The organism is Acidobacteriota bacterium, from assembly GCA_012729555.1.
Lineage (GTDB): Bacteria > Acidobacteriota > UBA6911 > UBA6911 > UBA6911 > UBA6911.
The window spans coordinates 1-24,381 of record JAAYCX010000097.1 but is presented as its reverse complement, the minus strand read 5'-3'; the positions used below and the strand labels follow the sequence as shown (position 1 = coordinate 24,381).

Sequence of the window (24,381 nt, the reverse complement as noted above, 5' to 3'; positions counted from 1 at the left end):
CACTGTTTCCTCAATTCCGGTTTCTGCTAAAACCCCTGCTCCGCCAGCTTCTCGCGTTCCTCGATGGTGAGAGGGCTCTCCTTGAGGCTTCGACGGAACACCTCGTCGTTCCAGACCTCGAGATGATCCATCTTTCCGATGACGATCACATCCCCCGATATCTGGGCGTCCTCGCGCAGCGATTGCGGGATCAGGATGCGGCCCTGGGGGTCCATCTGCGACACCAGGCCGTAGTAGCTGGTGAACCGCTCCAGTTTCAGCTTCGCCGGGTCCATCCGCGGAGGCTCCTCGAACTTTTTGGCGATCCGCTTCCAGACGGGGATCGGATAGATCTGGGCGCACCGGCCGTCGTCGCTGGTCACGTAGTAGGTGTCGTCCTCGGTGTCCGGCAGGTCGCGACGGAACTTTGCGGGCAATCGAAGGCGCGATTTTTCGTCGATCCTCGCCGAATATCTACCCCAAAGCATATGGAATCCGCTCTGCTTCAGACGCGCAAATGAGTTATCATTTTCAGCGGAAAACTTAATTTCGTGGTCCCGATTGACCACTATGAACCACCCTGGACCACAATAATCCCCAGATTCATGGAGTGTCAAGCGAATTGTGATTATAAATGTGATCTTTATTGGATTTTTCCCCTGGTGGTGCCGTGGAGGGGGGCCGGGGCCCCATCCCCTCCCGATTTCGCCTGGCGGAACAGAGTCTGTGGTAACATGCGGATTCCTTAATTCGAGGACGGAATTATGAAAGTGGGAATTGTCGGATTGCCGCAGGTGGGGAAAACCACGATATTCACGCTGTTGACCCGGGGGCGGGTGGACACCTCCTCCTGGGGGGGTGGGCGCGACGCGCACATCGGTATCGCCGAGGTGCCCGACCCGCGCCTGGACCGGCTGGCCGAAATCGTGAAACCGCGGAAAACCACCTACGCCACCGTTGAATATGTGGATCTCCCGGGACTTTCCCGCGGGGAAGGGAAAGCGGCGCTCGAGGGCCGGAGCAAGGAGATGGCCGCCTATCTGGCCAGCCTGAAGAACGTGGAGGCGCTGCTGCACGTGGTCAGGGCGTTTGAGGATCCCAGCCTGCCGCATGTCGAAGGATCCGTGGATCCCGCCCGGGATATCGGGGTTTTTGAGCTGGAGCTGATATTTTCGGACCTGGCCGTTATCGAAAAAAGGCTGGAGCGCCTGGAAAAGGACCTGAAGAAGGGCCGGTCGCAGGAGCTGGAGATGGAAAATGAAATCCTTCTTCGTTTCAAGGCGGCCCTGGAATCGGAGCACCCCCTGCGCGAACTCGAACTCACGCCGGAGGAGGAGAAGCGGATCCGCGGGTTTACCTTTCTGTCGGCGAAGCCGATCCAGCTCGTCATCAATGTGGGCGATCAGGACGCGGCCAAGATCGACCGGGTGGTGGAGGCGTTCGGCCTCCAGAAGCAGGCGGCCATGCCCAATGTCGGCATCACGGCCGTCTGCGGCAAGATCGAGTCGGAAATCGCCTCTCTCCCCCCCGAGGACGCCCGCCTCTTCATGGAGGATTTCGGGCTTCCCGACAACGCCGTGGACCGCATCATCCAGCACTCCTACGATCTGCTGGGGGTTTTTTCCTACTACACCGCCGGCGAGCCGGAGGCCCGCGCCTGGACTATCCCGAAGGGCACCACCGCGGTCAAGGCGGCGGGCGTCATCCACACCGACATCGAGAAGGGATTCATCAAGGCCGAGGTCGTCGCCTACGACGACATGGTCGGGCTCGGCTCCTTCCCGGCGGCGAAAGCCAAGGGGGTCCTGCGCCTGGAGGGGAAGGAGTACCGGGTCCAGGAGGGGGATGTCATCCTTTTCCGGTTCAACGTGTAGGGGCGCCCGGGCGGGGCCGAAAAGTGCGGGGCCGGCGCATTTGTTGTTGCCTTTTTCCGCGCTTACTGGTTAAATCTCCTATTTCGGCCCAGGAGGTGAGACCGTGTATGCCGTAATCATGACCGGCGGGAAGCAATACCGCGTATCGGAGGGGGACGTCGTCGAGGTGGAGAAGCTCGACGCCGAATTAGGCGCCCCGGTGGAATTCAAGGATGTGCTCCTGGTGAAAACCGAGGACCGGACCCTTATCGGTCAGCCGCTGGTGCCGGGCGCCACGGTCCAGGGGGTGCTGCAGTCCCAGGGGAAAAGCGACACCGTGCTGGTGTTCAAGTACAAGAAGAAGAAACAGTACCGCCGCACCCGCGGACACCGCCAGCAGTTTTCGGAAATCCGCATCGACAAGATCAACATAGCAGGTTAGCGAGAGGGAGTCATGGCGCATAAAAAGGGAGTCGGAAGCTCCAGGAACGGGAGAGACAGCCAGTCCAAACGGCTCGGAGTGAAGCGTTTCGCGGGACAGGTTGTCACGGGCGGCACCATCCTGGTGCGCCAGCGGGGTACCAGGATCAAGCCGGGAGTCAACGTGGGAATCGGCAGCGACGACACGCTGTTCGCCATGAAACCGGGAGTGGTGAAATTTCAGGACAAGGGGCGCGGGGGCCGGTTCGTTCACATCCAGGAAGCCTGATGCCCGAAGCCGATGGTTCGATCTTGCCGGGACCCCTGTGCGGGGTCCTTTTTTTTTGCGACATTGAGGGACGGTGAACGTGTTCATTGATCGGGCCAGGATTCGGGTCGTAGCCGGCGGCGGGGGGAACGGCTGTCTTGCCTTCCGCAGGGAGAAGTTCGTTCCCCGGGGCGGTCCCAGCGGCGGGGACGGCGGTAAGGGGGGGGATGTCTACATCGAATGCTCCGACCGGGTGAACACCCTCCTCCACTTCCAGTACAAACGCGTGTTCAAGGCCCAGCGCGGGCGGCACGGGGAGGGGGACCAGCGCAGCGGCAGGGAGGGGGAGGACGTCGTCATCCTCGTGCCGCCGGGGACGCAGGTCTACCGGGAACCGGAGCACGCGCTTCTTTGCGACTTCGCCCGCCTGGGGGAGCGCCTGCTGGTGGCCGCCGGAGGCAGGGGGGGGAAGGGGAACGCGCGTTTCGCCACCTCCACCAACCAGGCCCCGCGCCGCGCCGATCCGGGGGAGCCGGGAGAGGAGGCGGACCTGTCGCTCAGCCTCAAGCTCATCGCCGACGTGGGGCTGGTGGGCTACCCCAACGCGGGCAAGAGCACCCTCATTTCGCGCATCAGCTCGGCAAAACCGAAAATCGCCGACTATGCCTTCACCACTCTCTCCCCCCACCTGGGGGTGGTCCGGGTGGATGCATACCGCACCTTCGTGGTCGCCGACATCCCGGGCCTGATCGAGGGGGCCCACGAGGGGCACGGGCTGGGGGACCAGTTTCTGAAGCACGTGGAACGGACCCGGGTCCTGGCCCACATCATCGATGTGTCCAACCCGGACCGCGATCCGGTCGCCGCCTACCGCGCCATCGTCAAGGAGCTCGGGCTCTACAACGAGGAACTGCTGGAGCGCCGGCAGCTGGTGGTGGCGGCCAAGATGGACGCGCTGGCCGACAAACGCGCGCTGGGCCGGCTCCAGGCCATGTGCACCCGCCGGGGCCTCCCCTTCGTGAAGATTTCGGCCGTCACCGGGGAGGGGATCGGCGAACTGGTCGGCGTCCTGGACCGCATGCTCCTGGATGCGGGGTAAAGGCGGCCTTGTGCCGTCGCGGCGCGAATTGGTATAAAGGAGCGATGTTTTCCGGGGAGGGGGGGCGATTGGGCGAGATCCGCATCGGGGTGCTCGGGGGGACGTTCAATCCCGTCCATGCCGGGCATCTCCACATCGCCCGGGCCGCGCGGCGCGCGTTCTCGCTTTCCCGGGTTCATTTTGTCGTGGCCTGCGCCCCCCCCCACAAGCGACCGGGGGACCTGATCCCCCTCATGCACCGCTACGCGATGGTGAGCCTGGCCCTGGCCGGGGAGAGGGAGTTCGTCCCCTCCCTGGTGGAACTGGAGCCGAAGGCGAGCGGCTTCACCATCGACACCCTTGGCAAGCTGGCGCGTCCGGCCGGGCGCACGGGGGAGAGGCTCTACTTCATCGCCGGGGGGGATTCCCTCGCCGAGGTGCACTCCTGGCGCGAGAGCCGGAAGCTCCTCGAATCCTATGATTTCATCTTCGTCACCCGCCCGGGAACCGGGACTCTCGAGCTCCCGCGGTTGCTCCCCCCGGGAGTGCTTCGGAAGGTGCGCGACTGGCGCGGGCTCGGGCCGGTTTCGCTCCGCCGCCGGATCGGGGCCGAACCGGGGGGCGAAAACAGGATCTACATCGTGGATGCGAAGGCGCCCGACATCTCCTCCTCCCGAATCCGGGAGCTGGTGCGCCGGGGAAAGACCCCCGGCCGCATGGTTCCGGCCGGGGTCCGCGAATACATACGCAAGCTCGAGCTCTATGGGGAATGAAGATGGACACTCTCAAGCTGGCCCTGAAATCGGCCGATGACAAAAAGGCGCACGATTGCGTGGCCCTGGATATCTCCGGGATCGCCTCCTTCGCCAGCCGTTTCCTGATCGTTACCGGCGATTCCTCCCGGCAGAACCAGGCCATCGCCGATGAGATCGAGAAGACCCTGGCCGGGGCGGGGGTGCGGCCGGAGCACGTGGAAGGCTACCGGAACGCGGAATGGATCCTGCTCGATTACGGCGACCTGGTCGTGCACATCTTCTCCCGGACGGCCCGGACCTATTACGACCTCGAGAGGCTGTGGCGCGACGGCCGGCGGCTGGACGTCGAGCGTCTCCTCGCCGACCCGGCCCCCGGGGCCGCCGGGCAGGGGGCGCGCACGGCGGGAGGCTCCGGCCGCAAGAGCGCGCCGGGGCAGGGGTGACCCTTCGGATCCGCCATGCAGATCAAGGTTTTCTGGGTCGGGAAAACGAGGCATCCTTCCCTGCGGTCTCTCCAGGAGGACTATCTCGGGAGGATCCGCCGCTGGCTCCCGTGCGAGACCGTGGAAATCCGGGATCTCGCCGGGAGGAGGTCGCTCTCCCCCGCGGAACTCGTGGCCGGCGAAGGCGCCGCCATCTCGAGGCGGCTGCCGGCGGCCGGGCGCGTCATCGCCCTGGATGAGGCCGGAACCGGGTATTCGTCCGGGGAGTTCGCGCGCTGGCTGGAATCGGAGCAGAACTCCGGTGTCCAGGCGCTCTCGTTCGTGATCGGCGGTCCCGCCGGGCTCGACCGCGCCCTCACCCGGCGCGCGGACCGGGTGCTGTCCCTGGGCAGGATGACCTGGACCCACGACATGAGCCGCGTCCTGCTGCTGGAACAGATCTATCGGGCGCTGTGCATCCTGCACAACGTTCCCTACCACCGGGGGGACTGACCGCACCGGCCATGGTTTCCATTCCGCGCGTGGCGACACCCAGGGACCTGCCCGATTCCGCGATCCGGAAGCTGCTGGACGGGGTGCTCAACCTGGTCTACCCGGAAGCGTGCGTCCTCTGCGGCGCCCCCTTGTCGCGCAGCCGTGAATACGGCCTCTGCGGCGGTTGCTGGCACCGGGTCCTCGAGCTCCGGATCGCCCCCCCCCGGTGTGCCTCCTGCGGGTTGCCCCTCCCCGGTTTCGACGCCGATCCCGCCCCCCTCTGCCTCGAGTGCCTGCGCCGGCTCCCCCCGTTTTCGGGGGCGCGCTCCTGGGGCCATTACTCCGCCCAGCTGCGGGGGGTGATCCACGCACTCAAGTTCGGGGGGAAACGGAACCTGGCCGAATGCCTGGGGCCGCTGATGGCGGCGGCGTTTCTCGAAACGTGGCGGAAGGGGGATTTCGACGGTGTCGTCGCGGTGCCGCTCTATCGGAGCCGCAAGCTCGAACGGGGATTCAACCAGTCGGAACTCCTGGCGGCGTCGCTCGGGCGGGTCCTCGGTATCCCCCGAATCCGCGCCCTCGGCCGTACCAGGCCCACTCCCCCCCAGGTCGGGCTCGGCGACGCCGACCGTTGGGCCAACGTCCGGGGCGCCTTCGAGTGCACCCTCCCCCGGGGGGTCGTGGGGAAGCGCCTCCTGCTGGTAGACGATGTGATGACGACGGGGGCCACGGTCTCGAGCGCGGCCGGGGCGCTCCTCGGGGCGGGCGCCCTGAGGGTTTCCGTGCTGACGGCGGCGCGCGCCGTTCTCTAGCTGCGGGGCTTAGCGGGAGGCCTTTTTCTTGGGGCGGTATTTCTTGAGCATCTCCTCAAACCGCTCCTTCTGGGTCCCCAGCAGGATCGCCCGGATCTTGTCATCCGACTCGTCGCGGATAGACTCGTACCGGGGCTTGAATTCCTTGTTGAGCCCCCGGTATTGAGACCGGCTTTCCTCGAAAATCGACTTGAGCTCCTCTTTCTGGGCGGCGTTCAGTTCGAGTTCCCGCGCCATGGCGTCCATGACTTCCTGGGCTGTGATCGAACTGGATGTCTTCGCGGGCTGCAGGTGCCCCTGGTACAGGCAGTGGCCCACCCAGCCGGCCACCCCCCCCATGACGAAGAAAAGACACCATAACAACGCGATGCTCAGCCTGGAATTCATCTCATCGGGTCCCCAAACTCGTTAACGTGAGGCGATGGCGGTCAGAACGCTTTCATAGGTGATGTCCGTCTGCTCGGCCACCAGCATCCGATGCGACTGATCATCCGACAGGTACACCCCGTCATAGCCCCGGAACAGCGCCGCGTCGGGCGCCCGCATCTGCAGATAGGCGAAGGCCGCGAGCAGCGCGAGCGTGACTCCGGCCATGGCCGGAATCATCCGGTGCGCCAGCATCCGGACGGAAGTCCAGAGGGCCATCCCCGGGGCCTCCTCTTCGATGCGGGCCCGCACTCCCTGGTAGAACCAGGGGGAAGGGGTGATCGGAGCGCCCGATCGCGCGACCAGCGAGGGAATCCGGAGCAGCCGGTACTCCCGGCGGCACGAGGCACAACCGGCCAGGTGTTCTTCCAGCCGGGCGTCCTCGTCGCGTGAAAGCTCGGCGTCGATCTTGCGAAACAGCAGGTCTCGTGCGGCTTTGCATTTCATACGACCCCCCTCGCCTCCTGAAATAAGAACTACGTCGGCGGTTGCGCGTTATTTCGGTCCTCTTTCCTTTTCAAGCGCTGCCAGCCATTTAGCCACAGACGGGGAAAGGGATCAACAGCAACCTTCACCTCCTAAAGGATCAGCATGCAGTCGCCGTAGCTGTAAAACCGGTACTCGGCGGCTATCGCCTCGCGGTAGCAGTCGAGCATCCGCTCCCTGCCGGCGAAGGCACAGACCAGCATGAAGAGGGTGGAGCGGGGGAGGTGAAAATTGGTGATCAGCCCGTCGATCATCCTGAACTCGAAGCCGGGGTAAATGAAAAGGTTGCAGTACCCCGAGGACTCTCCCCCGAGCGGCTCCTCCCGCCGGGCCAGGTATTCCAGGCATCGCGTGGAGGTGGTGCCGACCGCTACCAGGCGGCGCCCCTCCGCCTTGTAGGCGCGGATCCGGCCGGCGGTGGCGGCGTCGATGCTGTAGTACTCCGGCTCCATCCGGTGCTCTTCCACGATCTCGCTCCGCACCGGCTTGAAGGTTCCGTAGCCCACGTGCAGGAGGAGTTCGCAGACGGGCACCCCCCCGGCCGCGAGGCGGTCGAGGACCTCCGGGGTGAAATGCAGGCCCGCCGTCGGCGCGGCCACCGACCCGCTCCGGTCGGCGTAAACGGTCTGGTACCGGAGCCGGTCCGCGGCCAGGTCGCCGTGCCGTTCCCTCCGGATATAGGGGGGGAGCGGGGGCTCCCCGATCCGCTCCAGCACGTCCCGCACCCCTTCGGCCCGGTCAAAACGCAGCACCCTCCCGCCGGAGGCCGCCACCTCCAGGACGCGGACGGAAAGGGGGCCGATCCTCAGTTCCTGCCCCGGCGGGGCCTTGCGCCCGGGCTTGACCAGGGCCAGCCAGTCCCCCGGCCGTACCTCCTCCAGCAGCAGGACCTCGATCTCCTCCGCTTTCCCGGGGCGGGAGGCCCGCTGGCGGGCGGGGAACACCCGGGTGTTGTTGACGACCAGAAAATGCCCGGGGCCCAGGAGGTCGGGCAGGTCGCGGAACCGGAGGTGTTCCCGCCTCCCGCTGTCGCGCCACAGGACCATCATGCGGGACCGGTCCCGCTCGGCGGCGGGGTGCTGGGCGATCAGGCGGTCGGGCAAATCGAAGTCGAAATCGTCGAGTCTCATGGGAGTGCCGTCAGGCGAGGGGAGCCCCCGCTATTTCCTTGGTGAAACAATGGCGGAGCCCGATACGCTGACCCCGATCCAGTGGAACTGGGCGGAGAAATTGGCGCCGTAGAGCAGGATCAGGTTGGACGTGTAGACCCAGGCCAGCAGGGCGATGACGGCCCCCATCCGGCCGTACACCCGCTGGTAGTCGAAGAACGGGACCACCTTCAAAAAAATCATGCTGCCGATTTCCCAGAGGACGGTGGAGACCAGGGCCCCCGAGAAAGCCTCCTTCCAGAAAACCTTGCAGTGCGGGGTCCATTTGAACACCGAGGCGAAGACGAGCACGGCCAGCAGCAGCCCCGCCCCGAGCAGGACGAAGTACCAGAACCAGCCGAGAATGTAGGACGCCTGTTCGGAGACGGCGATATGGGCGGCCGCCCGGACCCGGGCGGCGCTGATGAAGGCGGTGATGGCGGCCGAACTCAGCAGGCTGATCCCCCCCATGGCCATCAGCAGGAAGGTGCGCAGCCGGCTCTCCCAGAAGGTGCGCTGGTTGGGGATGTCCCAGGCGCGGTTGATGGAGCTCTCGATGAAGGTGAAAATCCAGGAGGAGGCCCAGACCACCACCACGATGCAGCCGACGAGGACGGGTGTGGAGGGGGCGACGATCTCCTCGAGGTTGGAGGTGAGGAACTGGTGCGACCCGGGGAAGAGGTCGACGATGCTCTGGATGACGAAATTATGAAGGTCGAGCCACCCCAGGAAGGTGTCGGCCAGGGTGATGATGACCAGGATGGCGGGAAAGAGGGCCAGCAGGGTGAAATAGGAAATCCCCGCGGCGTCCCGGGGCGCCTCGTGCCGCAGCATCATGCGGCCGACCGAGGCAAACGATCGCCCCATCTGCCGGAAATAGCGGATCCTCGATTCCATGGCTGAGAGTGTATAGCACCCCGCCGTGGAAGTACAATAGGCCGCCGCCCGTTCGATGTGGTACACTTTCAGGTTTTGCCGCGGGGGTGCGCGACGGGTGTCCATGGTCCCGCGGCTGTCATGCGGCCCGAACGAGGCCGCGCGGGGGACAGATGCAGGACTTGATAGAGAAGATGCTGGTGGAACTCGGGGAGGACCCGAACCGCGAGGGCCTGCAGGGGACGCCGCGGCGCATGGAACAGGCGCTCCGTTTCCTGACCAGCGGCTACGGCCAGAAGCCGGAAGAGGTGCTCAACAACGCGCTGTTCGAGGTCCAGTACGACGAGATGGTGGTGGTGTCGAACATCGACTTTTACAGCATGTGCGAGCACCACGTCCTCCCCTTCTTCGGGAAATGCCACGTGGGCTACCTGCCCGACAAGAAGGTCATCGGCATCAGCAAGATCGCGCGCCTCATCGAGATCTACAGCCGGCGGCTGCAGGTCCAGGAGCGGCTGACCACCCAGATCGCCAAGACCATCGAGGACACGATCAAGCCCCTCGGGGTCGGCGTCATCATCGAGGCGCAGCACATGTGCATGATGATGCGGGGGGTGCAGAAGCAGAACTCGCGCGCCACCACCAGCTCGATGCGCGGCACCTTCCGCAAGTCGGTGGAGACCCGGATGGAGTTCCTCGACCTCGTCTTCAAGAACGGGCACCGGAACGGTTAGCGGAGGAGCGCGGGGCGCCCCCGGCGGATCTCCCACGCCATCAGGGCGTACATGGGGACGTACTCGACCAGCAGCGCCCAGGCCGGCTCGTGGACGGGGTGGAAGGCGTAGGCGGCGTAGGACAGAAACGCCGCCGCGGTCCAGTAGATCATGAAGGCGTAGGGGAAAAAGGGGAGGGCCAGCGCCGCCCAGGAGAGGTACCACGGGTGCACGGTGGTGGCCAGGCAGAGGTCGGCCGTCATCAGCCAGAAACCGGCGTGAAGGAGATCGCGGGCGTCCCGCTGCGGGAATTTCAGGTAGACGCCGGCCGCGACCGCCACCAGCAGCGCCGCGAGCCAGGGGCCGATGAGCTTGTCCCAGGACTGGTCGAAGGCGGCGCGCCCCACGAACCGGACGAGGTAGTGGACGGAGGCGTTGAACTCGAAGAGCCGGAAATAGAGGCCGAGCGAGGAGAGGTAGCGCCCGAGCGACTCCACGTTGAAATAGACCAGCACGAGCCCGATCCCCGCCCCGATTCCGGCCGCCTGCGCCTTCCACCCCGCGCGGCGCCAATAGAGCGGAAACCAGAGCGCCGGGTGGAGCTTGGCCAGCACGGCCCCCGCGTAACCCGCCATCGCCCACGCTTTCTTCCCGCGCGCGAGCGCCCACACCGACAGCAGGATCAGGAGCATCATCGCGCTGTCGGAATGTCCGGAGTGGGCGAACTCGAAGATGAAAAACGGGTTCCAGGCCGCGAGGAGGAGAAACCGGAGCGGCCGCCCCCACAGGATCAGCAGCCTCCACGTCACGAGCAAAGCCAGAAACTCGCAGAGGGCGAAGAGGGCCTTCATGGCCGTCACGCTCGGTCCGAACAGCCCCCAGGAGATGCGGAACAGTACCTGCGACAGGGGAGGGTAGGCCGTGACGTACGGCTTGGAGTTGATCATCGGGTAGATGGTTTCATCCCGGTAAGGCACGAGCTCCGGCGCGTCGGGGGGGTACGCGTAGGGGTCGACCCCCATCGCGGCGATGCGCGCGTCCCACAGGTAGCGGTAGACATCTTCGCTCTGGGACGGGGGCGCGGGGAGCACGATGAGGCGGAAGAGGAGGGCGAACCCGAGCACCAGCGCCTGGGCATGGCGCACCCCTTCGGGAAAGCGGAAAAACGCCAGGAGCCCCAAACCGGAGGCGACAAAAACCAGAATCAGAAAAGCCGCCGTGTTCTCCCGCAACGGCCCGAGCGAACAGACCCCGACCCAGGCCGCTCCCTGCGCCGCCCCGATCCCCCCGAGTTCCCACAGCCGCTTCCGCACCGGGTCAATATACTGTAACCACCCACGGAATGCCGACGGTTTTCAACGATGGTTCCGAACGTCAGGAGGCGGTGCGCCCTGCCCGCACAACGAGGTCACCCTCGACGAAACCGGGAACGATGGGCAGGAACCGGTCCCTGGGGTCCAGGGACATCGCTCAGGGTTGGGGATCGGGCGCGAAGACCTGTTTCAGCTTGACCAGTCCCCGGGGGGTGGCGATCAGGGTCTTGACGGTCAGGGTCTTGCGGTTCCGGGAGAGGGAGAATTCCTCCCGGACGTTGTGCTCCTCCCGCACGGGCCCGTCCGCGATCGTCTGGGTCCCGGAGTTGAGGAGTTTTCCCTTCTTCCATTCCGAGCGGGAGGCGAACTCGCCGCGGCCGTCGGAGGCGACATTGAGGCAGCGGCCGCCGTCGAAGGTGAACTCCTGGGTGACGAGGCCCATCCTGCCCTCGAGGGTGAAGCGGCGCACCACCCGGATCCGGTCCTCCGCCTGGGTGATCTCGAGGCGCAGGTCGGTGATGAGGCCGGCGGGGGAGGGATCGGGGAGCGGCTCCGGGGCGCTCCCGGTGGTGGTGACGGGCCCCCCGGTAACCCGGAGGTTGCGCAATCCCGGCCTCACCTGCTCCATCTCGCTCTTTTCGGGGACGAGGACCCAGGTCCCGCCCAAATCGGAGCGTTTTTCCCCTGCCGATGCTGCCGTTGCCAGGGCGGCGGACAAAACCCAGACGGCGATTTTCATGAAGCGTCCCCCCGTGCGCACGGGCCCTTTACGCCAGTCTACTCCCTGGCGCCCCGTCGGGGAAGGGGTGCGTCTAATTTGTTGACGTATTTGGCTATGCGGGTTTTCCGGCGGGCGATCATTCTTGACGCCCGGGTACGCCTGTGATAGCGTAAACGGTTTATGTCGGGAGAAAACGGGTGATTTCCTCTGCGGTTGCCGGAAGGTACGCCAGGTCGCTGGCCGATGTCGTGTTTGAGGAGAGGGTGGAGGCGCGGGTGCTCGAGGACCTCGAGCGCTTCCGGGAGATCTTCGCCGCCGTGCCGGACGTCCTCGAAACCTTCGATTCCCCCGCCGTGGCGCGCGAGGCCAAGGGGAGGCTGCTCGAGGGGCTGCTCGAGCGCTATCCCGTCAGCCCGGTGGCGGCCAATTTTTTGCGCGTTCTGCTCCAGAACAACCGGATGCGTCATTTTTCACCCATACTGGATGCGTTCGGGAAGGCGGTCGATGCGCGCAGGGGGGTGGTACGCGCCCGGGTGACGTCGGCCGCGCGGCTCGGGGAGCCGGAACTGAAAATGGTGGAGGCCGGCCTGTCCCGCTTCACGGGCGCCCGCGTCCAGGTCGAACCCCGTACCGACCCGGATTTGATTGGAGGATGCGTCGTCGAGATCGGGAGCACCGTCTTCGACGGTTCGATCCGGACCCGGCTCGCGGAGGTGAAGCGGCGCCTGGCCGATGCGCGGCCGGAGCGCGCGCCGGAGGCGCGGCAGGACTGAACCCGCACGGCTCGCAGAGAGGGAATGGGGCATGGAAATCAAGGCTGATGAGATAAGCAGGATCCTGAGGGAGCAGATCCGCGACTACCGGGCGGGCGTGACGGTCAACGAGGTCGGGACGGTGATCAGCGTCGGCGACGGCATCGCGCGCGTCGACGGGCTGGACAACGTGATGGCGGGCGAGCTGCTCGAGTTCCCCCACGGGGTCAAGGGGATCGCGCTCAACCTCGAGGAGGACAACGTCGGGACGGTCCTCTTCGGCGAGCATACGCGCATAGGCGAGGGGGACGCCGTCAAGCGGACCGGGCGGATCATGTCGGTGCCGGTGGGCGAAGCCCTGGTGGGCCGGGTGGTCAACGCCCTGGGGGAGCCGGTCGACGAGCGGGGGCCCGTCGACAGCGACGAATACGTCAACATCGAGCGCGTGGCGCCCGGGGTGGTCGACCGCCAGCCGGTCAAGGAGCCGCTCCAGACGGGGCTCAAGGCCATCGACTCCATGATCCCCATCGGCCGGGGGCAGCGGGAACTCATCATCGGCGACCGCCAGACGGGGAAGACGGCCATCGCGGTCGACACGATCATCAACCAGAAGAACACCGACGTCGTCTGCATCTACGTCGCGATCGGGCAGAAGCGCTCCACGGTGGCGCAGGTGGTGAAGACGCTGACCGATTCCGGGGTGATGGACAGGACCATCGTCGTGTCGGCCTCGGCTTCCGACCCCGCGACCATGCAGTACATCGCCCCCTATTCGGGCTGCACCATGGGGGAGTATTTCCGCGACCGCGGGAGGCACGCGCTCGTCATCTACGACGACCTGTCCAAGCACGCGGCCGCCTACCGGGAGATCTCCCTGCTGCTGCGGCGGCCGCCGGGGCGGGAAGCCTACCCGGGCGACGTCTTCTACCTCCACTCGCGGCTGCTGGAGCGGGCGGCGAAGATGAACGCCGAAAAGGGGGGGGGCACCCTCACGGCGCTCCCCATCATCGAGACCCAGGCGGGGGATATTTCCGGCTACATCCCGACCAACGTCATCTCGATCACCGACGGGCAGATCTTCCTGGAGTCCGACCTGTTCCACGCCGGCATCCGCCCGGCGATCCACGTGGGCAACTCCGTGAGCCGGGTCGGCGGGAACGCCCAGATCAAGGCGATGAAGCAGGTGGCGGGCACCCTGCGCCTGGAACTGGCGCAGTACCGCGAGCTGGCCGCCTTCGCGCAGTTCGGGTCCGACCTGGACAAGGCGACCCAGGCCCAGCTGGCGCGCGGGGAACGGCTGACGGAGATCCTGAAGCAGGACCAGTACCGGCCGCTGGGCGTCATCGAGCAGGTGGTGTCGATCTACGCCGGCACCCGGGGGTTCACCGACAGCCTGAAGGTGGAGGCCGTGCACGATTTCCTCGAGGAGATGCTCCGGTTCATGGAGTCGTCGAAAAAACCGCTCATGGAGAAGCTCGAGGCGGAGAAGGCCCTCAGTGACGGCCTCAAGGGCGAACTGGAGGAGGCGCTCCGGCAGTTCAAGGAGAAATTCACGGCCGCGCAGGGCGCGGCGTAGGGCGGAGCCCATGGCCAACATTCGCGACATCCGCCGCCGCATCCGCAGCGCCCGGAACATCCAGCAGATCACCCGGGCCATGAAGTTCGTTTCGGCCGCCCGGCTGCGCAAGGCGCAGGAACGGGTGATCGCCGCCCGCCCCTACGCGCGGCGGATGACCGAGGTGCTCGAGAGCCTCGCCGCCAGGGTGCCGGAGCACTCGCACCCGCTGCTGGCCCGCCGCGGGGACGAGACGATCGAACTCGTGGTGATCACGGCCGACCGGGGGCTGTGCGGGGCCTACAACACCAACATCATCCGCCAGGCGCTGGAGTTCCTGAACGCTCACTCCGGCCGCAAGGTCGAACTGAACATCCTGGGGAAGCGCGCGCGCGATTTCTTCCGCCGGCGCCCCTACGCGGTCCGGCACGAGGCCGTCGGCGTCCTGCAGCAGCCGACCTTCGCCGACGCGGCCGCCATCGCCCGGGACCTCATCGAGGAGTTCACCTCGGGGCGCAAGGACCAGGTCTGGCTCGTCTACAACGAGTTCAAATCGGTGGTGAGCCAGCAGGTGGTCGTGGAGCCGCTCCTGCCGATTCCGCGCATCGAAAGCGCCGACGAAGCCGGCCGCCTGGAGTACATCTACGACGAGGCGCCCGAGCGCATCTTCTCCCGCCTCCTCCCCCGCCACGTCGAGGCGCAGGTCTACCGGGCGATGCTGGAGGCGGCGGCGAGCGAACAGGGGGCGCGCATGGCGGCGATGGAAGCGGCGACCAACAACGCCGCCGAGATGATCGAAGGCCTGACGCTGTACGCCAACAAGGTGCGGCAGGCGGGAATCACCAATGAACTCATCGAGGTCGTCAGCGGCGCCAGCCGGTAGGCGGAGCCCGCGCGCGGCGCGGATCGAAGGAGAAACGGGAATGGCACAGGTCGGGAAAGTGGTTCAGATCATCGGTCCGGTGGTGGACTGCCAGTTCGAGGAGGGGCACCTCCCCTCGATCCACAACTGCGTCGTCGTCGAGGGGGACGCGGGCGGCCGGGCCAGGCGCGTGACGACCGAAGTCCAGCAGCACCTCGGCGAGAGCCGGGTCCGCTGCGTCGGCATGCAGCCCACCGACGGGCTGGTGCGCGGCATGAAGGCGACCGACACCGGGGAGCCGATCACCGTGCCGGTCGGGAAGGAGACGCTGGGGCGCGTGATGAACGTGATCGGCGAGCCGGTCGACGAGAAGGGGCCGATCGAGGCCGTGAAACGCTACCCCATCCATCGCCCCGCCCCGAGCTTCGACGACCAGAGCACCGAAACGCGGATGCTCGAGACCGGGATCAAGGTCATCGACCTGCTGGAGCCGTACGTCCTGGGGGGGAAGATCGGGCTGTTCGGGGGCGCCGGCGTCGGCAAGACGGTGGTGATCATGGAGATGATCCACCGGATCGCCCTGCACCACGGGGGCTTTTCGGTATTCGCCGGGGTGGGGGAGCGCACGCGCGAGGGGAACGACCTCTGGCTCGAGATGAAGGAGTCGGGCGTCATCGAGAAGGCGGCCCTGATCTACGGCCAGATGACGGAGCCGCCGGGAGCGCGGCTGCGCGTAGGGCTGACGGGCCTGACGGTGGCCGAGTTCTTCCGCGACGAGGAGCACCAGGACGTGCTCCTCTTCATCGACAACATCTTCCGCTTCACCCAGGCGGGGTCCGAAGTCTCCGCGCTCCTCGGGCGCATGCCCTCGGCCGTGGGGTACCAGCCCAACCTGGCCACGGAAATGGGGGAGCTGCAGGAGCGGATCACCTCCACCCGCCACGGTTCCATCACCTCCATCCAGGCGATCTACGTGCCGGCCGACGACTACACCGACCCGGCCCCGGCGACCACCTTCGCCCACCTCGATGCCACGACCAACCTCGAGCGGCGGATCGTGGAACTGGGGATCTATCCCGCGGTCGACCCGCTGGCGTCGACCTCGAGGATCCTGGACCCCCGCATCATCGGGGAGGACCATTACGGCGTCGCGCGCGAGGTGAAGCGGATCCTGCAGCGCTACAAGGACCTGCAGGACATCATCGCCATCCTGGGGATCGACGAGCTCGGCGAGGACGACAAGCTGACCGTCAGCCGGGCGCGCAAGATCCAGAAGTTCCTGTCCCAGCCCTTCTTCGTCGCCGAGCAGTTCACCGGGATCCCGGGAAAGTACCTCCCGGTCAAGGAGAGCATCGAGGGCTTCCGGGGGATCTGCGAAGGGAAGTACGACCACGTCCCCGAGCAGGCGTTTTACATGGTCGGCGGCATCGACGAGGTCCTCGAAAAGGCCAAACAGATCGACGCCGCCTGACGGCGCGGGGGAACCATGTCATTGCCCGATACGATTCATCTGGAAGTGGTCACGCCCGACGGGCAGGTCTACAGCGGCGACGTCGACTCCGTCGTGGTCCCGGCCCGGCAGGGGTACATGGGGATCCTGCCGGGGCATGCGCCCCTGCTGGCGGAACTGGGGATCGGCGAGATCTCCATCCGGACCGGCGACGGCACCGACTACATGTTCTGTTCCTGGGGTTTCCTGGAGGTGCTCCCCGGCCGCGTGGTGCTGCTGGCGCAGACGGCGGAGATGGCGTCCGACATCGACGTCAGGCGGGCCGAGGAGGCCAAGGCGCGCGCAGAGAAGATGCTGGCGTCCACCGACCCCGGGACCGATTTCCGGGGCGCGGAGCTGGCGCTGATGCAGGCGATTTCCAGGCTCAACGCGGCGCACCGGATGGTCCGGAGGCCGCGTCCCTGACATGAAAAAAGCCGCCGGCGGAGGATGGCCCCTCGCCGGCGGCTTCCGATCCGTCCCGGAGTTCCTACTCGATCCCCAGTTCCTCCCGGGCCCTCCGGTAAACCTTTTCGATGCCGATGGTGGTGTCGTTGTGGAGCGCCTTGTACAGCTGCTCCAGTCTCTCCTTGGCCTTGGGGGCGGTGTCGCCGCCGAGGACTTCGGCCTTGGCGAAGGATTCGATCGCCTCGTCCACCATCTTCTTTTCCCACTCGCACATGCCGATCCAGTAATAGCCCTCGGCGTACCGCTCGGCCTCGATCGCCTTGCGGAAGGCGTCGATGGCTTCGTCGAACTGGTTCTGGTCGTAGAGGTGGACCCCGATCACGTGGTAGGCGTCGTGGCGCGCCACGGCCAGGTGTTTCCGGGTGTCCTCCCCGGGTTCCTTCACCAGGTCGGCCGCCTTGATCGTTTCCCGGGCGAAGGCGTCGGCCTTGGCGATGTCGTTCTTGGCCGCGTGGAACTGCATGATCTCGTAGCGCAGCCGGAAGTCGGTTTCATATTCCGGGTACATCATGACCGAGTCGGCCCATTCCAGGTACTTGTCGTCGTTGCCCATCTTCTTGTAGAGCCTTGCGATCTGGTAGGCGATGCCGCCCGTGGGGCGCAGCTTGTAGATTTTCTCGTAGCACTCGACGCACTTCTGGTCGTGCCCGAGGATCTCGGTCGCCTTCGCCAGGTAGGCCAGGGTCTGCAGCTGGCCCGGCCGGAGCTCGCTCCACTGCTCCGCCAGGACCTCGAGCTCGCTGTACTTCTCCGCTTCGGAGGTTTCGAAGAGGAGGCGCTCATAGGAGGAGTTGATGTAGGGCATGAGCTTGGATTCCGGGTATTTGTCCACGAAAGCCAGGAGCATCGCCCCCCGCTTGAGCGGGTCGGGCTCCTTGTCGGCCTCCGCCCAGGCGTTGTATTCCTCTTCGGTGTACTCCGTCTCCTCTTCCTCGGCCTGGTCCTGCAATGCGGCGAACGAGGTGCCGCCGCCGATGACGAAGAAAGTCACAGCCGCCGCGAGAAAGGCTGCAAAAAAGGTCTTGCCGGTACGTTCCATCAATGTTTCCCCCTCCTGATTCTGCCTGGCGGTTCTCCCGCTTGATTCGTACTAAATCCTTAGAAGCTCGGGGTGCCCGCCACAATCCGCAGACAGACGCCAACGGGATCTCCTCCCCTGTCTTAGATGCCGCGCACTCCCCGAAAGTTTCAGGCGCATGCAAAGGACGGAGCCTCCGGGATTTATCGGAGCCCGCCGGCCGCCAACCCCAAACGCGAATTAAATCATAGTTTAGGCTTCATCGTCGAGAGAATTTCGGTGTCACCCCGACTTTCCTGAAAAGGGGTCCGATTATGGTATGATTCGGGCTTTCATTCCGGCTTCGGGCCGGGGGGCATCGGAGACATCATGGAATCGAGCCACGACAGTGAGGGCCCCGGGCGGGACGCCGGCGGGCCGGAAGGTGAAACCGGGTCCGGGCAGCCGGTCGATTTCGTTCGGGCGGCGGTCAGGGATGACATCGGAGCGGGGAAAAACGGGGGAAAGGTGTGCACGCGATTTCCCCCGGAGCCGAACGGGTACCTCCATATCGGGCATGCCAAGGCCATCTGCCTGAACTTCGGCATCGCGGCCGAGTTCGGCGGCAGCTGCAACCTGCGCTTCGACGACACCAACCCCGCGAAAGAGGACGTGGAGTACGTGGAATCGATCCAGGAGGATGTCCGCTGGCTCGGGTTCGAATGGGGCGACCGCCTCTACTATGCCTCGGACTACTTCGAGCGGCTCTACGAATGCGCCCTGGAGCTGATCCGGAGGGGGAAGGCCTACGTCGACAGCCTGACGGCGGAAGAGATCCGCTCCTACCGGGGGACCCTTACGGAGCCCGGGAAGGAGAGCCCCTACCGCGACCGTTCCGTGGAGGAGAACCTCGACCTGTTCCGCAGGATGCGCGCGGGCGGGTTCGAGGACGGGAGCCACGTGCTGCGGGCCAGGATCGACATGGCGTCGCCGAACCTGAACATGCGCGACCCCACGATCTACCGGATCCGCCGGGTGGGCCACCACCGGACGGGGGAGGCGTGGTGCATCTACCCGATGTACGACTTCGCCCACTCCCTGTCCGATTCCTTCGAAGGGATCACCCACTCGATCTGCACGCTCGAGTTCGAGGATCACCGGCCCTTGTACGACTGGTTCCAGGAGGCCCTCGGGCTCCCCTTCCGCTCCCGGCAGATCGAATTCGCGCGCCTCAACCTCAACTATACCGTCATGAGCAAGCGCAAGCTTCTCCAACTGGTGAAGGAGGGGCTGGTCCGCGGCTGGGACGACCCGCGGATGCCCACCCTGTGCGGGCTGCGGCGGCGGGGGTACACGCCGGAATCGATCCGGAACTTCTGCGAGCGGATCGGCGTGGGCAAGCGAGACGGCGTGGTGGACGTGGCGCTGCTCGAACACTCCCTGAGGGAAGACCTGAACGCCCGCGCCCCCCGGGTCATGGCGGTGCTGCGCCCGCTGCGCCTCGTCATCGACAACTACCCCGAGGGGAAGGTGGAAATGATGCAGGCGGTCAATAACCCGGAGGACGCCTCATCGGGCACGCGGGAGGTGGCGTTTTCGCGCGAACTCCTGATCGAGAGGGAGGACTTCATGGAGGATCCTCCCAAGAAGTTTTTCCGCCTGGCCCCGGGCCGGACGGTGCGGTTGCGCTACGCCTGCCTCGTCACCTGCACCGGCGTGGTCAAGGACGAGAAGGGGGAGATCGTGGAGGTCCACTGCCGGTACTATCCCCGCGGGGAGGCGGAAGACCTGCCCCGGGCGAAGGCGACGCTGCACTGGGTCTCGGCCGCCCACTCCCTCCCGGCCGAGGTCCGGCTCTACGACCGGCTCTTTTCGGTCGAAAACCCGGCCGACGACAAGGAAGGGAAGGATTTCAAGGCGCACCTGAACCCCGGTTCGCTCGAAATCCTCGACGGCTGCCGGCTCGAGGCGTCCCTCGGGGCGGCCCGGCCCGGGGACGGCTGCCAGTTCGAGCGCCTCGGCTACTTCTGCATGGACCCCGACTCCAGGCCGGGGAAGCCGGTATATAACCGCACGGTGACGCTGAGGGACGCCTGGGCCAAGATCGTCAGGAAGGCGTCCGCCTGATCGGGCGGGGGGCGCGCTTTGGGCTTGAATCCCGGGGGCGCTTTTCCTACAATGTCGACAGGGCTGGGAGATCGTCTAATGGTAAGACGGGTGGCTCTGGACCATCTGATCGGGGTTCGAATCCCTGTCTCCCAGCCAAAATCCCCCCCCTCTTCTTTTAATGGAACCGCACACGCAGGCGATTGACAGATTGTGCTACATGTAGCACAATCGCATCATGAAAAGGGCCGGAATCAGGGAAGCGCGTCAGAGCATCTCGGAGCTTATCGAGATGGTGCGTAAGGGAAGGGAAGTGTTGATCACCGACCGAGGCAAGCCGGTGGCCCGGCTGGTGCCTGCGGAGGCGTCCAGTGCCCGGGCGTTCCCTGGCCGGGCAGCGTTCCGGCGATCGATGCCCGCCTTGAGCCCGCCTTTATCTTCAGCCGTCTGTGAGGATCGTGAAGACCGTCTCTGATTCCGTCCATCCTTCAGAAGGGGATTGGATCGGCCCGTTATATCTGGATGCCAGCGCACTGGCCAAACTCTACCTGCCCGAACCGGGAAGTGACCTCCTGGATGCGGCCGTTCGGGGACGGCGCGATCTCGTGGTCTCGGATCTGGCCATCACCGAAATCGTCTCCGCCATCTCCCGCCGGCGCCGCGAGGGAAGCCTTGCCGCTGTGTCCTGCGTGCGCCTACACCGGAAGATTTCGGCCGATATCGGGGACGGGCTCTACATAAAAAGTGACCTGATGCCGGAAGTCCATCGCGAAGCCGAGAGGTTTCTGCTGGCAGTTGACGATGTTCCCTTGCGGGCGGCCGACGCTCTCCACCTCGCCCTTGCGAGCCTATCGGGAGCGTCGGCCATCGTCACGTACGATCTGCGTCTGGCGCAGGCGGCGCTCAGGATAGGATTGAACTCTCTGCCTCGGTAATGTGTCTGAAGCAATTAAAGCAATGACGATCGGGAGGATTCGAGGATGAAATTCAGGGTGTCGTGGATGATCGCTCTTACGCTGCTGGTTTTCGGAAGCCTGTCCAATGCCTTGGCCGACTGTTCGCGCGGACAGCTCGAAGACACGGTGGATAGGTATTTTGAATCGCTTGCGGCGCACTCCGCATCGATGCTGCCGCTCGCGGAGGGGGCCCGGTTCACCGAGAACGGTGTGACCAAAAACGCCGGGGAAGGATTCTGGCGGACGGCGGGCAAGCCCCTGCTCCGGCGGACCCTGATCGATACCGCGAAATGCTCCGCGGCCGTCATAGCCGTCATCGAAGAGCCGTTCGATTCGAAGACGGTGGGGGAGGCGGGCATGGGAGGTTTCGGCGGCGGCATGGGCGCCCCGGGCGGCGCGACGGCCAAGCCCAAGGGGATGCCGGCCGGCGGGGCCGGCGGCGCGATGGGCGCCCCGGGTGTCCCGACGGCCAAGCCCAAGCCAAGACCGGCGGAAGGGACGGTCCGGCCGATCCTGTTCGCCGCCCGGCTCAAGGTCGAGAAGGATAAGGTCAGCGAGGTGGAGACCATCGTGGCGCGGGAGAACGAATTCATGTTCAATCCCGAAGCCGTCCTCGCCACGAGGGACCAGGACTGGGACACCATCCTTCCCCCGGAGAAGCGCGCGCCGCGCAAGGTGCTGGCGGACGCGGCCAACAATTATTTCGCCCTGTTCGCGGAGGGCTCGACGGTCAGCGTCCCCTTCGCCGAGGTGTGCGACCGCTGGGAGAACGGCTTCCTGACGACGGGACAGGACCATGACTGTTCGCCGGTGACTTTCAGGAAGCGGATCGGCGTCAGCATGGACCACGGTCCGCGGCGCGTCCTGGTGGATACGGAAAAGGGGATTTCGATCGGCTTCATGATGTTCGGCGGGGGAGCGTCCGCGAGCAAGGACAACCCCACCGGCAGCGGGCTGGTGGATTGCCACATGTTCAGGATGAGAGACGGCAAGGTGGACCTGATCCACTCCATCGTCGGCCCCCGGGCGCAGACGATGGGCTGGCCGCTGGAGCCGATCGAATAGGCGGCCCCCGCCACGGACGGCCCTTCCCCCCCCGGCCTTCATTCCCTTGATCGCCGGGGGATTTTCTGTTTGGATGTTCGGCGGGGACACTTATGCTTATCTGAAGCATGGGAGGGAATGATGGAATCAGTCACCCTTGATATCGACGGGAAGCCGATCGAGGCGGCCGGAGGGACGACCCTGCTCGAGGCGGCCAGGGCCAACGGCATCGAGATCCCGACCCACTGCAACGACGAGAACCTGCGTCCCTACGGGGGGTGCAGGCTGTGCATGGTGGAGGTCGCCAGGGGCGATAGAAAGAGGCTGGTCGCGGCCTGCCTGTACGAAGTCGAACAGGGGCTGGTGGTCCGCACCCGAAACAGCCGGATCGACAGGATCCGGAAGATGATCATCGAGCTGACCTGGCCCAACATGCGCGAATATGCGGAGGAGTACGGCGCCGAGGCGGACAGGTTCGGCAACGAGAACACCGACTGCGCCCTGTGCGGGAAATGCGTCAGGTTCTGCGCGGAATCCCGATTGGGCGACATCGTCTATTTCAAGGGAAGGGGCATCCACCGGGACATCGACCTCACGCCGGGAAGGGATTTCGACTACGACGTCTACATGAAGTGCATGTCGTTCTGCCCGGGGGGGAGGCTGATGAACAAGATCGTGAAATTGTGGGAAGAATGAGGCGTCACGGGCGCCCGTTTTCGCCTCTCTTATCAAGGAGCGGAATATGAGTCTGAAGGAATACGCGGATTTTGCGAACGAGAACAAGACCTGCTACCTGGCTACCGTCGAGGGGGACCAGCCCCGGGTGCGTTGCCTCGGCATGTGGTACGCGGACGAGACCGGGTTCTATTTCCAGGCGCAGACGGTCAAGGCGATGGTCCGGCAGCTGGAGAAGAATCCGAAGGTCGAGGCCTATTTCAACGCGCCGGACTTCAGCCGGGTGATGAGGGTCTCGGGCAGGGTCCGGTTCATCGATGACCCGGGGCTGAGGGCGAAATGCATCGAGGAGCGCCCCTTCGTGAAGAATTTCGGGATCACCGAGCCGGACAACCCCCTGCTGGCCGTGTTCCAGATCCATACCGGGGAGGCCTATTTCTGGACGATGGGGGACAGCATGAAGGAAGACCGCATCCCCCGGGTCCGATTCTAGCCTGGAAACGGTTCGACGGGGGGGGGAGATCCCGCCCCGTCCCCGATTTCCCGGTCCGTCAGCCCGTTTTTCCTGGCGACCGCTCGTATCCAGGTCCATTCATCGGGATGGATCTCGCCGTCGATTCCGGCGATCATGAGGGCGTCGCGGACGAAGAGGCGGGCGATGCCGGGATCGGAGAACTTCATCGGCTTGCTCTTGATATGGGGGTTTTTCAGGACCTCGTCGATCACCCCCTCGCAGAAGCGCGGGTCGAAATCGAGCCCCTGCCCGAGCCGGATCATCAGGTCCCGTTCCCGGGCGCTGATGACCCGGTCCTTCCGGATCAGCACCAGCAACCCCCGGTAGTAGTTCCCGCGTTCCGCAAGCGGAATGTCCATCGGTATCCTTTCCGGCTGCGGAGCCCGTCCGCCGGCCTCCAAGAAAGCGCCCGCTCCAGTCTACCACCGACGGGGGGGGCGGGCGGCAATTAGATTGACACAAGGTCCGTCTTCGGAGTCAGATGGTACGGCAAGGCACGGGGAGTGCGTAATCGCTGGCGTTTGCCCCCCCCTTTGGCTAGAATGGGGCCGTTCGGCGCCATTTTTACGGGTGGCGGTCCAGACGAATAATTTCGGAGCCGGTGCAACATCCAGGGGGGTGTCATAGTATTCACTATCTGGACGGATCTGCCGCCCAACCGCCCGAACTGCGAAGGGCGGAAACCGGGATCCCCCGACCAGGCAATAATTTCAAGGAGGAGTATCCATGGCTGACGAAGAAACCAAAAGGAGCGAAGGGGGAAGCCTCGACCGCAGGAATTTCCTCAAGAGCGCGGGGGTGGTCGTCACCGGCGGCACCCTGGGGGCCGGACTGACCCTGGGCAAGAGAGCGGCCGAGGCGTCCTCGATGCCGGGGACCGTGGCGCCGACGACCCTGACGCAATTCCGCTGCCCCGTCTGCAGCGCCGATTTCGCCACCTTTTCCGCCCTGCAGGGGCACTTCGCCTCCGCCCACCCCGGGCGGGTGCTGCCGGTGACGACGAAACTCGACGTGAACGGGAAGGAGTGCGAAGTCCTGATCGAGCCGCACTGGACGCTGCAGCGCACGCTCCAGTACAAGCTCGGCCTCACGGGGGCGAAGCAGATGTGCGACCGGGGGGCCTGCGGCTCCTGCACCGTCATCATCGACGGCCGGGCGGTGCTCTCCTGCACGACGCTGGCGGTGGAATGCGAGGGGA

General features: G+C 65.5%; 30 protein-coding genes and 1 tRNA gene. 22 read left to right on the top strand and 9 right to left on the bottom strand.

Annotated elements, in window-relative coordinates; translation table 11 throughout:
* Positions 1-26 precede the first annotated feature (26 nt).
* Positions 27-467, bottom strand: coding sequence for a division/cell wall cluster transcriptional repressor MraZ (locus GXY47_16790; GenBank protein ID NLV32798.1), 441 nt, complete (start codon positions 465-467; stop codon positions 27-29).
* Between the two features lie 276 nt (positions 468-743).
* Here GXY47_16790 and ychF point away from each other — a divergent pair, with 276 nt between their 5' ends.
* The 8 genes from ychF (at position 744) to GXY47_16750 (ending at position 6,082) form a co-directional block, all read left to right on the top strand.
* Positions 744-1,853 (top strand): redox-regulated ATPase YchF, encoded by a 1,110-nt coding sequence (ychF, locus tag GXY47_16785; protein NLV32797.1) that lies wholly within the window; start codon positions 744-746, stop codon positions 1,851-1,853.
* Between the two features lie 103 nt (positions 1,854-1,956).
* The gene (gene rplU / locus GXY47_16780) at positions 1,957-2,274 is read left to right on the top strand and encodes a 50S ribosomal protein L21 (GenBank protein ID NLV32796.1); all 318 of its coding nucleotides are present in this window, start codon (positions 1,957-1,959) and stop codon (positions 2,272-2,274) included.
* Positions 2,275-2,286: 12 nt separating this feature from the next.
* On the top strand, positions 2,287-2,541 hold the full coding sequence (rpmA, locus tag GXY47_16775; protein NLV32795.1) for a 50S ribosomal protein L27: 255 nt from the start codon (positions 2,287-2,289) through the stop codon (positions 2,539-2,541).
* Positions 2,542-2,620: 79 nt separating this feature from the next.
* Positions 2,621-3,619: a GTPase ObgE gene (gene obgE, locus GXY47_16770; protein ID NLV32794.1), complete on the top strand. Its 999-nt coding sequence runs from the start codon at positions 2,621-2,623 to the stop codon at positions 3,617-3,619.
* 68 nt (positions 3,620-3,687) lie between these two features.
* Entirely contained in the window at positions 3,688-4,371 is a 684-nt protein-coding gene (gene nadD, locus GXY47_16765; GenBank protein NLV32793.1) for a nicotinate (nicotinamide) nucleotide adenylyltransferase, read from the top strand.
* Positions 4,368-4,796, top strand: coding sequence for a ribosome silencing factor (gene rsfS / locus GXY47_16760; GenBank protein ID NLV32792.1), 429 nt, complete (start codon positions 4,368-4,370; stop codon positions 4,794-4,796). The genes nadD and rsfS overlap by 4 nt, the downstream gene beginning before the upstream one ends.
* 15 nt (positions 4,797-4,811) lie before the next feature.
* On the top strand, positions 4,812-5,288 hold the full coding sequence (locus GXY47_16755) for a 23S rRNA (pseudouridine(1915)-N(3))-methyltransferase RlmH (protein ID NLV32791.1): 477 nt from the start codon (positions 4,812-4,814) through the stop codon (positions 5,286-5,288).
* Between the two features lie 11 nt (positions 5,289-5,299).
* Positions 5,300-6,082, top strand: coding sequence for a ComF family protein (locus GXY47_16750; GenBank protein ID NLV32790.1), 783 nt, complete (start codon positions 5,300-5,302; stop codon positions 6,080-6,082).
* A 9-nt stretch (positions 6,083-6,091) separates the two neighbouring features.
* Here the strand turns inward: GXY47_16750 and GXY47_16745 are convergent, their stop codons facing one another.
* From GXY47_16745 to GXY47_16730, 4 genes are all read right to left on the bottom strand, one after another.
* Positions 6,092-6,469 carry a hypothetical protein gene (locus GXY47_16745; GenBank protein NLV32789.1) on the bottom strand — a complete coding sequence of 126 codons (378 nt, stop codon included), beginning with the start codon at positions 6,467-6,469 and terminating at the stop codon, positions 6,092-6,094.
* Between the two features lie 21 nt (positions 6,470-6,490).
* The gene (locus GXY47_16740; GenBank protein ID NLV32788.1) at positions 6,491-6,955 is read right to left on the bottom strand and encodes a zf-HC2 domain-containing protein; all 465 of its coding nucleotides are present in this window, start codon (positions 6,953-6,955) and stop codon (positions 6,491-6,493) included.
* Positions 6,956-7,086: 131 nt separating this feature from the next.
* On the bottom strand, positions 7,087-8,124 hold the full coding sequence (queA, locus tag GXY47_16735) for a tRNA preQ1(34) S-adenosylmethionine ribosyltransferase-isomerase QueA (protein ID NLV32787.1): 1,038 nt from the start codon (positions 8,122-8,124) through the stop codon (positions 7,087-7,089).
* 30 nt (positions 8,125-8,154) lie between these two features.
* The gene (locus tag GXY47_16730) at positions 8,155-9,144 is read right to left on the bottom strand and encodes a YihY/virulence factor BrkB family protein (GenBank protein NLV32786.1); all 990 of its coding nucleotides are present in this window, start codon (positions 9,142-9,144) and stop codon (positions 8,155-8,157) included.
* A gap of 47 nt (positions 9,145-9,191) precedes the next feature.
* Between GXY47_16730 and folE the strand changes: the two genes are divergently transcribed.
* Positions 9,192-9,752 (top strand): GTP cyclohydrolase I FolE, encoded by a 561-nt coding sequence (gene folE / locus GXY47_16725; protein ID NLV32785.1) that lies wholly within the window; start codon positions 9,192-9,194, stop codon positions 9,750-9,752.
* Here folE and GXY47_16720 read toward each other — a convergent pair.
* A complete protein-coding gene (locus GXY47_16720) occupies positions 9,749-11,044 on the bottom strand; it encodes a DUF2029 domain-containing protein (GenBank protein ID NLV32784.1) in 1,296 nt (431 codons plus the stop codon). The genes folE and GXY47_16720 overlap by 4 nt on opposite strands.
* Before the next feature lie 157 nt (positions 11,045-11,201).
* Positions 11,202-11,783 carry a hypothetical protein gene (locus tag GXY47_16715; protein ID NLV32783.1) on the bottom strand — a complete coding sequence of 194 codons (582 nt, stop codon included), beginning with the start codon at positions 11,781-11,783 and terminating at the stop codon, positions 11,202-11,204.
* 179 nt (positions 11,784-11,962) lie between these two features.
* Here GXY47_16715 and atpH point away from each other — a divergent pair, with 179 nt between their 5' ends.
* From atpH to GXY47_16690, 5 genes are read left to right on the top strand one after another with little or no spacing between them, the layout of a single operon-like run.
* On the top strand, positions 11,963-12,538 hold the full coding sequence (gene atpH / locus GXY47_16710; GenBank protein ID NLV32782.1) for an ATP synthase F1 subunit delta: 576 nt from the start codon (positions 11,963-11,965) through the stop codon (positions 12,536-12,538).
* A 31-nt stretch (positions 12,539-12,569) separates the two neighbouring features.
* Positions 12,570-14,093 (top strand): F0F1 ATP synthase subunit alpha, encoded by a 1,524-nt coding sequence (locus GXY47_16705; GenBank protein ID NLV32781.1) that lies wholly within the window; start codon positions 12,570-12,572, stop codon positions 14,091-14,093.
* Between the two features lie 10 nt (positions 14,094-14,103).
* A complete protein-coding gene (atpG, locus tag GXY47_16700) occupies positions 14,104-14,955 on the top strand; it encodes an ATP synthase F1 subunit gamma (GenBank protein ID NLV32780.1) in 852 nt (283 codons plus the stop codon).
* A 40-nt stretch (positions 14,956-14,995) separates the two neighbouring features.
* Positions 14,996-16,405, top strand: coding sequence for a F0F1 ATP synthase subunit beta (gene atpD, locus GXY47_16695; GenBank protein NLV32779.1), 1,410 nt, complete (start codon positions 14,996-14,998; stop codon positions 16,403-16,405).
* A gap of 15 nt (positions 16,406-16,420) precedes the next feature.
* On the top strand, positions 16,421-16,849 hold the full coding sequence (locus GXY47_16690) for a F0F1 ATP synthase subunit epsilon (GenBank protein ID NLV32778.1): 429 nt from the start codon (positions 16,421-16,423) through the stop codon (positions 16,847-16,849).
* A 64-nt stretch (positions 16,850-16,913) separates the two neighbouring features.
* Here GXY47_16690 and GXY47_16685 read toward each other — a convergent pair whose 3' ends face one another.
* Positions 16,914-17,930, bottom strand: coding sequence for a tetratricopeptide repeat protein (locus tag GXY47_16685; protein ID NLV32777.1), 1,017 nt, complete (start codon positions 17,928-17,930; stop codon positions 16,914-16,916).
* 348 nt (positions 17,931-18,278) lie between these two features.
* On the opposite strand from GXY47_16685, the gene GXY47_16680 reads away from it, so the two are divergent.
* The 7 genes from GXY47_16680 to GXY47_16650 all read left to right on the top strand — a co-directional run bounded on the left by GXY47_16680 (position 18,279) and on the right by GXY47_16650 (position 23,162).
* Positions 18,279-20,015 (top strand): glutamine--tRNA ligase/YqeY domain fusion protein, encoded by a 1,737-nt coding sequence (locus tag GXY47_16680; GenBank protein NLV32776.1) that lies wholly within the window; start codon positions 18,279-18,281, stop codon positions 20,013-20,015.
* A 64-nt stretch (positions 20,016-20,079) separates the two neighbouring features.
* Positions 20,080-20,153, top strand: a tRNA-Gln gene (locus GXY47_16675).
* A gap of 79 nt (positions 20,154-20,232) precedes the next feature.
* Positions 20,233-20,469 (top strand): type II toxin-antitoxin system prevent-host-death family antitoxin, encoded by a 237-nt coding sequence (locus GXY47_16670; protein NLV32775.1) that lies wholly within the window; start codon positions 20,233-20,235, stop codon positions 20,467-20,469.
* On the top strand, positions 20,453-20,929 hold the full coding sequence (locus GXY47_16665) for a type II toxin-antitoxin system VapC family toxin (protein ID NLV32774.1): 477 nt from the start codon (positions 20,453-20,455) through the stop codon (positions 20,927-20,929). Before GXY47_16670 ends, GXY47_16665 begins: the two co-directional genes overlap by 17 nt.
* Positions 20,930-20,974: 45 nt before the next feature.
* Positions 20,975-22,015, top strand: coding sequence for a hypothetical protein (locus GXY47_16660; GenBank protein NLV32773.1), 1,041 nt, complete (start codon positions 20,975-20,977; stop codon positions 22,013-22,015).
* Positions 22,016-22,132: 117 nt separating this feature from the next.
* Positions 22,133-22,690, top strand: a complete 558-nt coding sequence (locus GXY47_16655) for a 2Fe-2S iron-sulfur cluster binding domain-containing protein (GenBank protein ID NLV32772.1) — start codon at positions 22,133-22,135, stop codon at positions 22,688-22,690.
* 46 nt (positions 22,691-22,736) lie between these two features.
* Entirely contained in the window at positions 22,737-23,162 is a 426-nt protein-coding gene (locus GXY47_16650; protein NLV32771.1) for a pyridoxamine 5'-phosphate oxidase family protein, read from the top strand.
* Here the strand turns inward: GXY47_16650 and GXY47_16645 are convergent.
* The gene (locus GXY47_16645) at positions 23,159-23,542 is read right to left on the bottom strand and encodes a TerB family tellurite resistance protein (GenBank protein NLV32770.1); all 384 of its coding nucleotides are present in this window, start codon (positions 23,540-23,542) and stop codon (positions 23,159-23,161) included. The two genes, GXY47_16650 and GXY47_16645, sit on opposite strands and share 4 nt — an antisense overlap.
* Positions 23,543-24,050: 508 nt before the next feature.
* On the opposite strand from GXY47_16645, the gene GXY47_16640 reads away from it, so the two are divergent.
* Positions 24,051-24,381, top strand: a 331-nt coding sequence (locus GXY47_16640) for a 2Fe-2S iron-sulfur cluster binding domain-containing protein (protein ID NLV32769.1), incomplete at its 3' end; no start/stop codon positions are given.